The 12,667-nt window shown below is 63.0% G+C and carries 12 protein-coding genes; 3 read left to right on the top strand and 9 right to left on the bottom strand.

The genetic code is table 11. The annotated features are described in order from the left end of the window. Window positions 1–5: 5 nt before the first annotated feature. The 3 genes from OJJ21_RS15740 to OJJ21_RS15730 are packed head-to-tail and all read right to left on the bottom strand — an operon-like array spanning window position 6 to window position 3,004. Entirely contained in the window at window positions 6–878 is an 873-nt protein-coding gene (locus OJJ21_RS15740; protein WP_297687586.1) for a branched-chain amino acid ABC transporter permease, read from the bottom strand. A 60-nt stretch (window positions 879–938) separates the two neighbouring features. Further along, complete coding sequence (locus OJJ21_RS15735; RefSeq protein WP_297687584.1) at window positions 939–2,159, bottom strand: ABC transporter substrate-binding protein; 1,221 nt, start codon at window positions 2,157–2,159, stop codon at window positions 939–941. Next, window positions 2,159–3,004 carry a GntR family transcriptional regulator gene (locus OJJ21_RS15730; protein WP_297687582.1) on the bottom strand — a complete coding sequence of 282 codons (846 nt, stop codon included), beginning with the start codon at window positions 3,002–3,004 and terminating at the stop codon, window positions 2,159–2,161. Before OJJ21_RS15730 ends, OJJ21_RS15735 begins: the two co-directional genes overlap by 1 nt. A 240-nt stretch (window positions 3,005–3,244) precedes the next feature. On the opposite strand from OJJ21_RS15730, the gene OJJ21_RS15725 reads away from it, so the two are divergent. Both OJJ21_RS15725 and OJJ21_RS15720 read left to right on the top strand, forming a co-directional pair. Then, on the top strand, window positions 3,245–3,733 hold the full coding sequence (locus tag OJJ21_RS15725) for a hypothetical protein (RefSeq protein WP_297687580.1): 489 nt from the start codon (window positions 3,245–3,247) through the stop codon (window positions 3,731–3,733). A 59-nt stretch (window positions 3,734–3,792) separates the two neighbouring features. Further along, window positions 3,793–4,308, top strand: a complete 516-nt coding sequence (locus OJJ21_RS15720) for a hypothetical protein (RefSeq protein ID WP_297687578.1) — start codon at window positions 3,793–3,795, stop codon at window positions 4,306–4,308. 3 nt (window positions 4,309–4,311) lie between these two features. Here OJJ21_RS15720 and OJJ21_RS15715 read toward each other — a convergent pair whose 3' ends face one another. The 6 genes from OJJ21_RS15715 to OJJ21_RS15690 form a co-directional block, all read right to left on the bottom strand. Next, a complete protein-coding gene (locus OJJ21_RS15715; protein WP_297687576.1) occupies window positions 4,312–5,055 on the bottom strand; it encodes a hypothetical protein in 744 nt (247 codons plus the stop codon). Window positions 5,056–5,439: 384 nt separating this feature from the next. Further along, on the bottom strand, window positions 5,440–5,823 hold the full coding sequence (locus OJJ21_RS15710) for a RidA family protein (protein WP_297687574.1): 384 nt from the start codon (window positions 5,821–5,823) through the stop codon (window positions 5,440–5,442). Then, window positions 5,820–6,818, bottom strand: coding sequence for a tripartite tricarboxylate transporter substrate binding protein (locus tag OJJ21_RS15705; RefSeq protein ID WP_297687571.1), 999 nt, complete (start codon window positions 6,816–6,818; stop codon window positions 5,820–5,822). The genes OJJ21_RS15710 and OJJ21_RS15705 overlap by 4 nt, the downstream gene beginning before the upstream one ends. Window positions 6,819–6,851: 33 nt before the next feature. After that, a complete protein-coding gene (locus tag OJJ21_RS15700; protein WP_297687570.1) occupies window positions 6,852–8,435 on the bottom strand; it encodes a hydantoinase B/oxoprolinase family protein in 1,584 nt (527 codons plus the stop codon). Beyond that, window positions 8,432–10,405 (bottom strand): hydantoinase/oxoprolinase family protein, encoded by a 1,974-nt coding sequence (locus tag OJJ21_RS15695; protein ID WP_297687568.1) that lies wholly within the window; start codon window positions 10,403–10,405, stop codon window positions 8,432–8,434. The genes OJJ21_RS15700 and OJJ21_RS15695 overlap by 4 nt, the downstream gene beginning before the upstream one ends. A 10-nt stretch (window positions 10,406–10,415) precedes the next feature. Continuing rightward, window positions 10,416–11,654, bottom strand: coding sequence for an FAD-dependent oxidoreductase (locus OJJ21_RS15690; RefSeq protein ID WP_297687566.1), 1,239 nt, complete (start codon window positions 11,652–11,654; stop codon window positions 10,416–10,418). A 110-nt stretch (window positions 11,655–11,764) separates the two neighbouring features. Here OJJ21_RS15690 and OJJ21_RS15685 point away from each other — a divergent pair, with 110 nt between their 5' ends. Continuing rightward, the gene (locus OJJ21_RS15685; RefSeq protein ID WP_297687564.1) at window positions 11,765–12,664 is read left to right on the top strand and encodes a LysR family transcriptional regulator; all 900 of its coding nucleotides are present in this window, start codon (window positions 11,765–11,767) and stop codon (window positions 12,662–12,664) included. Window positions 12,665–12,667 lie beyond the last annotated feature (3 nt).

Genomic DNA, 12,667 nt, shown 5'->3' with positions numbered 1-12,667 from the left:
GCGACTCAGGTCCTCTGCCCCAGCAGTCCGGTGGGCCGGAACAGCAGCACGATAATAAAGATCAGGAAGATGCCGAGTTGCCCCAGGCTTTCACCAAGGAACAGTCCGCCGAGGCTTTCGGTGACGCCGATGATCAGGCCGCCGAGCAGGGCGCCGACGAAACTGCCCATGCCACCGAGCACCACCACGGTGAATGCCACCAGCACGAAGGCATGGCCGACCTGCGGGCTGACATAGAAGCTGGGCAGCAGCAGGCAGGCAGCGATCCCCAGGCAAGCGCAGCCGATGCCGAACGACATGGCAAAGATATGCTCGACATTGATGCCGACCAGCTTGGCGCCCTGACGTTCCCTGGCCAGTGCACGGATGGCACGGCCGAGATCCGTGCGCGTCATCAGCAGCCAGAGCAGACCGGCGACCAGCAGAGCCCCGACAAACGCAACCACTTTAGGCACCGGAATGAAGGCGACACCGAAATCCAGAACCTCGAAGGAATACGGCGTCTCGATCGTGCGTGTATCCGAACGCCACAGATAAAGCGCCAGATTCTCGATGACCACCGACAGTCCCAGTGTGACGAGCAGGATATTCTCGTCCTTGCCATGGCTGGCGTGGCCGATGACGAAACGCTGCAGGCCGTAGCCGATGCCGAACAGGGCAATGGCCGCAACCGGCAGCGCCAGATAGGGGTCGATGCCGAACAGGTTGTGCAGGAAAAACACACCATACAGCGCCAACATCAGCAGACTGCCATGGGCGAAATTGATGATGTGCAGGACGCCGTAGATCAGCGTGAGACCGAGCGCGATCAGGGCATAGATCGCGCCGGTGGTCAGCCCGTTCAGGATCGCCGGCAACAGGATCGATAACTCAAGCATAGCGTCACGCTGGAAGAATTGCGGCGGAGCCGGCGTACCGGCCCCGCCACGACAGATGGATCAGGCCTTCGGTGCCGGGAAGACCGGCTTGGCGTTGGCAAAATCCTTCGGAAAAATCACCTTGATATCCTTGTTCAGAATCTGGGTGTTAACCGGAGCCGCGCCTTCATTCTGGCCGTTAACGAAGCGGGTCGGGCCATAGGGCATGAAGTGGTTCGACCAGCCCGACGACGCCAGCGCATGAGTGACGGCAGCGCGATCAGCCGATTTGGCACGCTCCAGCGCATCGGCGAGCAGGCGCACGCATTCGTGGTTCAGAAACACCTCATAGGAGAAGAAAGCCTTCTCGGCTTCCACCTTCTTCTTCAGTTCCAGCGCCACCGGATTGCGCGGGTCGAACCAGTGATTGCAGTCCATGATGAATTCCGCCGCATCGGGGAATTCCTGCACGAAACGATACTGCGAGGCCGCGCCGCCGAGGATGGCATAGATCGCCTTCGGGCGGATCTTCTGCTGCCGCAGGGTACGCGCCAGCAGCACGAATTCGTTGTAGTAATTCGACGGAATCAGCAGATCCGGGTTACGACCCTTGATCTTCAGCGCGATATTGTTGAAATCGCGCGTCGGGTTGGCATGAGCGATGGTCTCCAGCACCTCGAAGCCCATGCTCGGCAGCTTCTCATTCAGTGTCTTGGCCATACCTGCGCCGAAGGCAGATTCCTCGTGCACGATCATCACGGTCTTGGCCGGCTTGCCGGCCTGGGTGTTCAGTGCGACCAAGTTTTCGATGGCGCTGTCGACGATCTTGTTCAGGCCAGGACCGAAGCGGAAGGTATTGGTCAGTCCACGGGTGACCACCTGGTCGACCACGCCGACATCGACGATATGCGGGATGCCATGCTTGGCGGCGGCCTGCGTGGTGGCCAGCGCGATGCCCGATGCAAACGGCCCGACGATGGCGGTGGCGCCGGCCTCGTTCAGCTTCTCGACTTCGGCGGCACCGACATCGGGCTTGGACTGCGCGTCGGCATAGATCGGTTCCAGCTTGGCGCCGCCCATCGAGGCGATGCCGCCATTGGCATTGATCGTATCGATCGCCAGCTTGGCGCCGAGGCGGCACTGCTGGCCCGACGGCGCCAGCGGACCGGTCACCGGGTGCAGAATGCCGACCTTGATGGTGCGCGGCTGAGCCTTGAGGATGGCGGGGAAGCCGGCCAGGCCGGCGGTAGCGGCCGTACCGGCCAGGAAAAGCCTGCGGGATACACGTGGGGTCTTGATCATCACTTTTTCTCCCTGTTTCTGGATCGTGGCGCAGCGCTGGGTTCCCCGGTCGCCGGCGCCACGCTGGCCGACCAAGTATTGCGATCCTCGCCGCGCACGCGGTCGAGGCTCATGCGAAACTGATAGCGGTCCGGACGATAGAGCCCGATGATGTATTCGACCGGCCGGCCATGGCTGTCCTGCACAATGCGGCTGATGCGCAAGAGCGGCGCGCCGATCGAGGTTTTCAGCAACGGCGCCACGCGTGTATCGGCCAGCGTGGCTGACAGCGTCTGTTCGGCACTGCCGATCACCACACCCGATCGCTCCAGCAGCCCGAGCAACGGCTCGCGCGCCATTTCCTTGCGACCGAATTTGCGGCCGATATCGGCCGGGACATAGGTGGTGAGGTGCGAGAATGGCCCGTCGGCCAGCGAGCGGATACGTACGGCGCGCTGCACTTCGGCGCCGGGCGCCACCTGCAATGCGGCAGCCACATCCGGCGCCGCCGGTTCGTAACCGAAATCCAGCAGTGTGACCTGGGTTTTCAGTCCCATGGCCATGAGGTTTTCGATCAGGCCTTCAACCCCGCCATGCACCGGCGGCGGCTCATGATCGCGCGCTGTCACATGCGTGCCGCGCCCACGGCTGCGGGTAACCATACCTTCGGCGGCCAGTTCGGCCAAAGCGCGACGGGCAGTGATGCGCGAGACATTGAACTGGCGTGCCAGCTCCTCCTCGCCCGGCACCTGCGCCCCGGCCACCAGCCGGCCTTCGACGATCTGGCCATGCAGGATCAGAAATATCTGATGATACAGCGGCGTCGGCAGCCGCTCGTCCACCACCGCCTCGCTCCTCCGGCTCATGCCTGCATCCCGCGTCCTGCCGGCGGGGCAACCGCCGGCGACTCTGATTTGTTACATTGATAATACAATAGGTGGATTGGGCAATGGTCAACCATTTTTTGCCACGGCTGCTGTTTCGCTCAACAAAAAACACGGCCACGTAGTGCCACAGGGACGGGCGGCCGAGATTTCCCCACAATCGACGCCGATTACGGGTCAGGCTAATCTGAATATTAGATACCCCTCCATAGGATGGATCATATGTCCGCCATTACGGTGCAGCATCAGAATGGGCAGCTGACCCTTCAGCTTCCTGAAGACTTCATGCCGGCCGAAGACGCCGTACAGTTGCTCGACCTCTTCCAGGCTGCCTCACCTGCAGTACGCGCAGCTTGCCTGCAGGCCCTCTCAGATTCGCCCGATCAAAGCATTGCGGCTGAAAAATCGGCAACAGTGATCGAAGTCTCTGACCTGCCTGCTGATGAAAACCGATATATCACTTTGATCCTCAAGACGCTTAGGCAGCGCGACAACGAGGCGATCTGTTTTGCACATGCCGATCTCTTCGCTCTGACAGAAGCTGAGAGACTCGGCCTGCCTTTGACGGCACGGCAGCGCAACACGCTCATACAATATTATGTCGCCCGGCAACCGGACAATCCGGTGCAGCAATCCGGTGGCGGTTCCAGCCTTGAAGCCGCCCTGGGGCGGGCCGCGGCCCTGGCCGAGCGGATCAGGAAGAAGCAATAGGCTCGGATGGGACCAGCTTCAGTATTGTGTTCTGCAGGCGCGTTCGACAGACTGCCGGCATGACTGCCGAGCCCATATTCATCCCCAGCGATCACGCCCTTGTCCGCGTCGATCGCATTCCCCTGCCCACAGCCCGTTTGAATGATGGTAAATTCAGCTTCGCCGAAACACTGTGGTGTCGCGACAGTGCGGCAGGCGCCGCCCTGTCTTTCACTGCCGATATGCGCCGCCTTTTCAGCCCGGACCCGGCCCATGTCATCGACACGACGCCACAAAATGTCATGGCCTGGCGCATTATCGACTTCGACCACCACCCCTTCGTGCTCGATGGCGAAGATGCCAGCAATCTCTGCCTTGGCGCCATTCGCCAGGCACCCGCCCGCATCGCTGCCGAACAAACCTATGCCGCAGTCGTGGCCGAAAAATTGCCGGCCTGTTTTCAGGTTTCCATGAGCGTTCGTGTTTACCAGCGCGCCATGTTTCCATTCTTCGAAAAAGACGGCAGTGTCTCGCACGTCGTCACGCTGATACGGCCGCTCACGCCAGGTGTGGCGCTCGCAGCCGTCTCGCATTAACATTTAAGCTGCCATCGTAACATCCGGGGCGAGCAGTTGCGGCAATGGCCCGGCCTCTATCTGGGCTAACATGTCGATACGGTCGATCTGAGTTGTATACATGCGGGCTGTACGGCCGACAGCAGCAATAAAGCCATCCATTGCCAGATCGGCGCGTGTATAGCCGTAACCGTCCGGACGAAGCGGGATGCCGCTACGATAAAGATTCTCGTAAACGAGCCCGCAATGATAGTCGACGTCGTACCGCTTGATACTGATCGCACGGACAAGATGGGTGAGCAGATAAGCTAGCCTCTGACTGCGAAAGGCCTCGCTGACCACAAGGCCACCGTGATGACCAATCCGTCCTGTCCAATTGCAGTCACGCGGCTGCAGAATCTTCGGTACCCCGAGCGGCTCGAATCGCTCTGAGAATAGTCTGCCGCTGCGCAAAAGCTCGGTCCAGCCGTCCCTGCCCGTCTCAATTACCCGAAACGCGATGACAGCTGCCAGTTCACTCGATTTCCGCATCTGGTGCGCGGGGTGATTTGGAATGGTCGACAGGCGCAGCCAATATTGTGGGCCGCCGATTTCGAAATCGTGATGGGCCGGATCGAAGCTGGGATTGATGCCAACGATGCCAGGCATACCCTCCAGGCAGCGCCGCCAGCGAGACAGGTCTGGATCCTGCTCGATAAAGAAGCCCCTGGCATCCAGAGACCCCAGTAAAAGAGTAATGTATTTGTCGATATTTGGCTTGCGGCGCATCGCGACCTCCTCGTTGTAGATGCGCGGCCAATTTACCTTGCCATTTGCCTTTTTTGTTTGGCCTGGTGCCGATCTGATGGGACGACAACGTACGATAGACTATCGAACATCCCTATTCGTCCAAATCGAAAAGGTGTATGCGGACAAATCCGCAGGCCGAATGTCGCCGCCCCCAGAAGCGAAATCTGAAAATTCCACTTAAAGATCAAGCCGGCCTTGGGGGGAATACCTCCGGCCACCATCGCTTCGTCGGACCTGATATTCATTTGCCCCCCGGTAAGCATAATGAGGATGCGCTTCAAGGAACCGCTTTCACAAACCATCAGGAGGACGGATGCGGATGCTGCGCGGCCCCGATCTCAGAAACAAACGCGACACTGGTACCTATCGCTGCGCGGCCGCGATAACCTCCATCTCGATCCGCACCGGGGCAATGAGACCGGACACCACGGTCGACCGGGTCGGTGCCCGCTCGGTTCCGAAGATTTCCGCATAGGTCGCGTTGAAGGCCGGATAGTCGGCCTTGTCGGTGAGCCAGACTGTGACCTTGACGATATCGGCAAGGCCACAGCCGGCTTTTTTCAGCTCGGCCTCGATCATGCCGATGACGTAGCGCGTCTGGCCGGCGATATCCGGTGCTGCCGGCTGGCCGTTGAGCATCGGCACCTGACCGGCGACGAAAACCAACGGCGCATCGACGCGGATCACGGATGTGATGGATTGGGCCTGTCCTCCGCGAAGGACAGGCCCGCCGATATGCTCGATCATTCCGGCTTGATCCCGGCAGCCTGCACCACAGCCTTCCATTTCGTCACCTCGGCAGCGACATAGGCCTTCGACTCCGCCGGCTTGCGCGCTTCCACCATGAAACCGCGTTCTGTGAAGAAGGTTTTCAGGTCATCGCCCGTGAGCGCCTTGGATACTTCCTGATACAGCCGCGCCAGGATCGGCTCCGGGATGCCGGCCGGGGCGAAAACACCCTGCCAGGAGATTGCTTCGTATTTCGGCAAGCCCGCCTCGGACACGGTCGGCACATCCGGCAACATCGGATGCCGGGTCAGGGACGTGACGCCGAGCGCGCGCAACCGGCCGGATTTCACATGCTCGAGCACAACGAGCAGATCACCGAACATGCTGTCGATCTGGCCGCCAAGCAGATCCTGCAAGGCGGCAGCACTGCCCTTGTAGGGCACGTGTTCCAGCTTGACCTTGGCTTCCAGGCCGAACAATTCACCGGCCATATGCATCGAAGTGCCGATACCGGGCGAACCATGCGTGAAGGTGCTGGGCTTGGCCCTGGCATGGGTGATCACATCCTGAACCGACTTGAAGCTGCTGCTGGCATTGACCACCAGAACCAGCGGCGAGCTGACCACCAGGCTGACCGGTGCGAATTCCTTCACCGGGTCGTAGGGCAGGTCCGGACGCAGGGCAGCGCTGATCGCATTGGAGCCTGAAACTCCCATCAGCAGCGTATAACCATCCGGTGCAGCCTTGGCGACCAGATTGGCGCCCAGCGCACCGCCGGCGCCGCCGCGATTCTCGACGACCACCGGCTGCCCCAGTGGACCGGAAATCTTGGCACCGATCTGGCGCGCCAGCAGGTCGGTTGAACCGCCGGCCGCGAACGGCACGATCAGAGTTACTGGCTTGGACGGATACGCCTGTGCCAGAGCCGGCGTTGCAGACACCAGCGTCACACCCGCGGCGACCATCAGGCCCGCCACCCCCTTCAACACATTTCGATAAAACACCCCGGTCATCTCAGTCTCCTATCATTGTCGCAGTCGCAGTTGTTACTCGGACTCTCCCCACCCTCCCGCACCGGCGGTCTCCACATGCAGCCGGTCTCCGGCTTGCCATTCGAATTGGGCCTTTGCGCCCAGCGCCTCGATGCGGCCATCGGCGCGCTCAATCCAGGCACGCGATACTGCGCCGGCTGCGCCGCCGGCCGCGCCGCGCGCGGCAAGTCGGTGTCGCTCGCCACGATAGGATACGGTGCCGCTGCCATCTGCGAGACGGTAAACCCGGCGCAGGCCGTCACCGCCGCGATGGCGTCCGCCGCCGCCGGAATCGGTGGCAAAACCATAATGCTCGATGCGAATGGGCGTACGGGCCTCGACAATTTCGATCGGCGTGTTGCGCGCGTTACTCACATCGGTGGAAACCCCAGAAGTACCATCGCCGCCGGCATGGGCGCCGGCGCCGCTGGCCACCACTTCGGTCAGGGCAAAATCCCGGCCGTCCGCGCTTTTGCCGGCAAAGGCAATGACGGCAGCGACACCGGCATTGGCCGCCACGGCCGTATCCGGTGCAATCCTGCTCCAGGCGCCAATGATCGCGTTGCAGGCCAGCTTCACCGTGCCGGTGCGCGCATTCACTGCCGCCGGCCAGCGCGGATTGACCACGCTGCCCTCGGGCAGCAGGAGATCCAGCGGCAGCAGGCAGCCGGCATTGTTGGGGGCATCCGGTACCAGGCTGCGCATGAAATACAACGCTGCCGACAGCACGGCAGCCGGCGCGGCATTGACCGGTCCGCGCGTCTGCGGTGCCGAGCCGGTGAAGTCGATGCGCAGACGGTCGCCGCGCTTTTCCAGCGTGACACGGATTGGCACGGGTTCGTCGCCGACACCATCGCTGTCCAGCGCATCCTTCCAGCTGGCAATGCCATCCGGACAGGACAGCAGCGCCTGGCGAGTCAGAATCTCGGTCTGATCAATCAGCGCATTGCACAGAACCGGAAAATACTCACCCTCGCGAATCGCCAGCTGCTGCAACTCGCGGCCGCCCATCGATGTCGCCGACCATTGCGAGGACAGGTCGCCGAGCAACAGGTCCGGCGTGCGGCTGTTGGCCTCGAACAGAACCTTCAGTACCGGATCGAGCCGGTCGTCGCGATGCGACTGCACCGGCGGCAGGCGCAGGCCTTCCTGGAAGATCGAGGTGGCATGCGGCGGGATCGACCCCGGCGTGATACCACCAACATCCTGGTGATGCAGGCTCGCCGCGGTAAAGCCGATCAGGATATCGCGCAGGAAAACCGGACGCACCAGCGTCAAATCCGGCAGATGCGTGCCGCCCATGAACGGGTCGTTCAGCAGATAGCCCTCGCCCTCGCGCATGGCGGCAGCTGAAAACTGTTTCAGCACGGCTTCGACGGCGGGAATCAACGATCCCAGCAGCAGCGGCAGCGAGCGCGCCTGCACCAGCAGACGGCCGTCGGGTAAAAACAATGCGGCAGCACCATCGCCGGCCTCGCGTGCAATGGCCGAATAGGCGCCGCCGATCAGGCTGTCCTGCATACGGTCGGCAGCGGCCTGCAGTGTCAGGCGCACCGGCTCAAGCCGCGGCATAAGGGCGGAAGGCAGGCGGACAGTCATGCCGCGCCTTTCAGCTTGTGCCGATGGGTTTCCGGCTCGCGGGTATGCCGCATCTCCAGGGTGCCATCGGCCTCCTGGCGGCAGAACCAGCCGGCAGGAATCCAGAGGCTGGTGGTTTCGGTGAAAATGGCCACTGGGCCGATCCGGTCGGACTCTCCGGCCGTTACCAAAGTCTCCGCGCCGACGGTTTTCTGCAGCACGGCAGGACGCTTCACCCACTGTCCGCGAAGACGCAACAACCGCGCAGTCCGTGCAAAAGCATGACCGCGTATCCGTTCATGGACCTGATCGAACCGCCGCGCCAGCGTAACCGCGTCGTCGCGATCGAGATGAAAGGGGAATTCCAGTGCCGCAGATTGCCCCTGATAAACGGCTTCGAGCGACCACGCGATGGCAGTATCCGGATCGGCCTGGACCGCAATGGCCTGCACGGCCTTCATCAGTGCCGGCCAGGCGGCATCGCTCAGCGCAAGGTCGAGGGCGCATTCCGATGCTGCACTCTCAGGAGCGGCAAGACAGCCCAACGCGGACACCATGCCGGAATCTGCGGGGATCAGTACGCTGTCGCTGCCCAGCAGCTCCGCGACTTCGGCAGCATGCTGGGCACCGCCACCGCCGCCGGCGATCAGCCGGACGCCGGTCGGATCTATGCCGTGACGATAGGCGTGCGCCTTCACGCCTTCGGCAATTGTCGTCGCAGCCGCGGCGACCACGGCGGTTGCAGCAGCCACGACATCGCAGCCCAGCGTCTCGGCAATGTCGCCCATCACCCGGCGTGCCGCGGCCGTATCGAGCGCGAGTCCGCCGGCGAGTGTTGCAGGCAGGCGGCCCAGCACCACCAGCGCATCGGTCAGTGTCGGTAATGTACCGCCACGACCATAGGCAGCGGGGCCGGGCAGGCTGCCCATCGACTGCGGACCGAGTCGCAGGGCGCCGGCCTGATTGATCTGCACCACACTCCCGCCGCCAACCGGCACTGACAGGATATCCGTCGCGCGCAGGCTGATGGACAGGCCACCGATCTCGACCTTGCGGCCGCAGACGACACTGCCCTGCTCGATCAGGCCGATATCGGTCGTGGTTCCGCCGGTCTCCACCGAGATGCAGGTCACAGGCTCTTCATGCCTGCCGATGCCATGCAGATGAAAACCGCTCATTGCCGCGGCCGGGCCGGCCAGCGCCAAACTAAGCGGGTTGGCTGCCACCGCAGCCGGCGACCGCAGTCCGGCATCGGAGGTTACAATCGCGGGTTCCGGCAGGCCACGCGCCAGCAGGCCTGCCGCCAGGGCATCGAGATAATGCCGGGTCGAAGGCTTCACATAGGCGTCGAGTGCAGTGGCAAGAAAGCGCTCATATTCGCCAGGCGCGACATCGACCTGATGCGACAGGGAGACGAACAGGTCAGGCTTCGCCGCCTCCAGCGCCTCGCCGACCGCCATTTCATGTGCGGGATTGCGGATAGAGTGCAGCAGGCAGACTGCCACCGCCGCCGCGCCGCTCGCGGCAATCCTGTTGGCCAGCTCGGTGAGTGCGGCAGGGTCGAGCGGTTCGACTTCCGTGCCGCTCGCATCGCAACGGCCGGCGATCTCGAACCTCAGCGCATCCGGAAACAGGTCCTTTGGCGTCTGCGGTGCGGGTGTCAGGGTATACAGATCCGCCCGGTTCTGCCGGCCGATCAGCAGCAGGTCGGAAAAACCACGATTGGTGACAACAGCTATCGGTGGTGCCCGGCGCTCCAGCAACATGTTGGTGACCAGGGTAGAGCCATGTGCCACCTGCGTAATCGCCGCGGGCGCAATCGCCATGGCCTGCAGGGAATCGTCAAGCGCCGCGAGTACGGACACTGCCGGATCGCTATCAATGCGCGGGATTTTCTGCCGCCGATATCCGCCGGCGCCATCGACAGCAACGACATCCACATAGGTGCCGCCGACATCGATGCCGATCGACCATGATACGGCTGCGTTCACCCCTGCCCTCCTAGCTGAACCGGTCCGGTCGGAACGGCGACAGATCAATCTCCGGCGCCCGACCGGCAACAAGGTTGGCGATCTCGCGGCCGGTGGTGGCGCCGCCGCACATGCCGACATGGCCATGGCCGAAGCCAAGCCAGGCATTCTCCACGCGCGGTGCGCGCCCGATCACCGGCATGCTGTCGGGCAGACAGGGACGATGCCCCATCCACAGGCTCGTCTTGCTGGTGTCGAGATGCGGAAACAGCTCCTTGCCCTTTTTCAGCAGGGCCTCGGCGCGCGCATAACGCGGCGGCGCCTTCAGGCCGGCCAGTTCCACGGTGCCGGCCAGACGCAGGCCCATCGCCATCGGGTTGACCATCATGTTGTATTCGGTGGCCATCACGGTGCGGCTGAGCTGCAGATTCGAACTCGCCACCGTGACATGATAGCCGCGCTGGGTTTCCAGCGGCACGCGCGCACCGACCCGGTGTGCCAGCCCGGCCGACCAGGCGCCGGCTGCGATCACCACACCGTCGACATCAAGGATTGATCCATCATCCAGCCGGAGCGCCTTCACCACGCCGCCGGCGATGTCCATGTCCGTCACCGCCTGCTTCAGATGGGTGGCGCCATCGCGCAGCGACTGACCGTAGATCGCCTTCACCAGCGCGGACGGATCGGCCGCCGATCCGTTATCGGGGGCGTAATGGCCGAAGCGGAAGCGGCCCTTCAGGTCGGGTTCCATCTCGGCCAGTTCGTCGCTGTCGATATCGCGCAGTTCGACGCCGAGGCTGCGGCGCAGATCCATGCCCCATTTCCACTGGTTGGCCGCCCCACGCGAGGAATAGACATAGAGGCAGCCGGTATGGCGCACGAGGCTGGTGGCGCCCGCGCGCTGCAGCAATGGTTCATAGGCCTCGAAGACCGGCTTGAGCAGGCCGCGCATGGCGGCGGCGATGCGCGCGACTTCCTCGCGGCTTGAGGCGCGCAGAAAGCGGATCAGCCAGGGCAGCACCGCCGGCAGATGGGCCGGGCGGATGGTCAGCGGCCCCTCGGGATCGAGCAGCCATTTCGGCACCCGTTTCCACATACCCGGCATCCCGACCGGCAGGCAGGCACTGGGCGACAGCGAGCCGGCATTGCCGAACGAGCAGGCTTCGCCCGCCTCGCGGGGGTCGATAAAGGTCACCTGATGGCCATCGCGCTGCAACCACGCTGCCGAGCACGCCCCGACAATACCGGTACCGATAACCGCAATATGCATGCCAATCCCCCGAGCGTGCCGTTCGGACCCGACACCGTTCTGATGGGATTGTCAGCGCGCGCCAGCCATCATACAAATGAATAATATTGCTATTTCCATAAGGAAAACTGATGAACATCACCCTGAGGCAGCTCCGCGCCTTCTGCGATGTCGCCCAGACCAGCAGTTTCACATTGGCCGCCCGCCGCATGAATTTGACCCAGTCGGCGGTCAGCATGCTGGTCCGCCAGCTGGAAACCGATATCGGGCTGGCCCTGTTCGACCGGGTGAAACGCAGCGTGCAGCTGACGGAAACCGGCCGGCAGCTGCTGCCGATTGCCGAACGTATCCTCGGCGACCTGCGTGAGGTGATCGACGGCGCCGCCGACCTGCGCGCCCTGCGTCGCGGCACCCTGCGGCTGGCGGTGCCGCAGATGCTGGCCTGTTCCTGGCTGCCGCCGGTGATGGCGCAGTATCGGGCGCTGTATCCCGATGTCGCCCTGAAGATGATCGACACCACGGCCGACCGCGTGGTCGAAACCGTGCGGCAGGGTGAGGCGGAGATCGGCATCGGTCCGGAACGACCGACGCCGGACGACGTACAGGCCGATCTGCTGTGGCAGGAAAGGATGCAATGCGTCTGCACGACTGTCAGCCCGCTGGCACAACGCGCCAGTCTCGACTGGGCCGATGTCGCCGATGCCGACTGGATTCTGTATTCCGATGCCTTCAGCGGCCATCTCGAGCGTACCGTCTGGTCCGGCATGTCGGTGCATCTGCGGCGTACCACCCAGGTGCGCTACCTGCCGACCGCCCTGGCCCTGGTCGGCCAGGGCATGGGAGTCACGGCAGCGCCGGGCTATGCGGCCCCCTTCGGCCGCCTGTTCGGCGCCATCTTCATCGACATTGCCAATCCGGTCGTTCTGCGCAGCTTCCAGATCTATACCAAGAAGGGCTACGAGCTTTCGCCAGCAGCACGGGCTTTCAGGAATATCGCGGAACAGGAACGACGCGCCACGGATACTCCGTAGCAA

It is taken from the genome of Ferrovibrio sp., from assembly GCF_025869515.1.
In the GTDB taxonomy this organism is placed as follows: Bacteria; Pseudomonadota; Alphaproteobacteria; order Ferrovibrionales; family Ferrovibrionaceae; genus Ferrovibrio.
The sequence above is the reverse complement of the archived record's forward strand: the minus strand, read 5'-3'. Positions and strand labels throughout refer to the sequence as shown.

Bases quoted from the DNA above. Each gene is read 5' to 3' on its own strand.
- OJJ21_RS15740 (WP_297687586.1), bottom strand. From the start codon at position 878: ATGCTTGAGTTATCGATCCTGTTGCCGGCGATCCTGAACGGGCTGACC.
- OJJ21_RS15735 (WP_297687584.1), bottom strand. From the start codon at position 2,159: ATGATCAAGACCCCACGTGTATCCCGCAGGCTTTTCCTGGCCGGTACG.
- OJJ21_RS15730 (WP_297687582.1), bottom strand. From the start codon at position 3,004: ATGAGCCGGAGGAGCGAGGCGGTGGTGGACGAGCGGCTGCCGACGCCG.
- OJJ21_RS15725 (WP_297687580.1), top strand. From the start codon at position 3,245: ATGTCCGCCATTACGGTGCAGCATCAGAATGGGCAGCTGACCCTTCAG.
- OJJ21_RS15720 (WP_297687578.1), top strand. From the start codon at position 3,793: ATGACTGCCGAGCCCATATTCATCCCCAGCGATCACGCCCTTGTCCGC.
- OJJ21_RS15715 (WP_297687576.1), bottom strand. From the start codon at position 5,055: ATGCGCCGCAAGCCAAATATCGACAAATACATTACTCTTTTACTGGGG.
- OJJ21_RS15710 (WP_297687574.1), bottom strand. From the start codon at position 5,823: ATGATCGAGCATATCGGCGGGCCTGTCCTTCGCGGAGGACAGGCCCAA.
- OJJ21_RS15705 (WP_297687571.1), bottom strand. From the start codon at position 6,818: ATGACCGGGGTGTTTTATCGAAATGTGTTGAAGGGGGTGGCGGGCCTG.
- OJJ21_RS15700 (WP_297687570.1), bottom strand. From the start codon at position 8,435: ATGACTGTCCGCCTGCCTTCCGCCCTTATGCCGCGGCTTGAGCCGGTG.
- OJJ21_RS15690 (WP_297687566.1), bottom strand. From the start codon at position 11,654: ATGCATATTGCGGTTATCGGTACCGGTATTGTCGGGGCGTGCTCGGCA.
- OJJ21_RS15685 (WP_297687564.1), top strand. From the start codon at position 11,765: ATGAACATCACCCTGAGGCAGCTCCGCGCCTTCTGCGATGTCGCCCAG.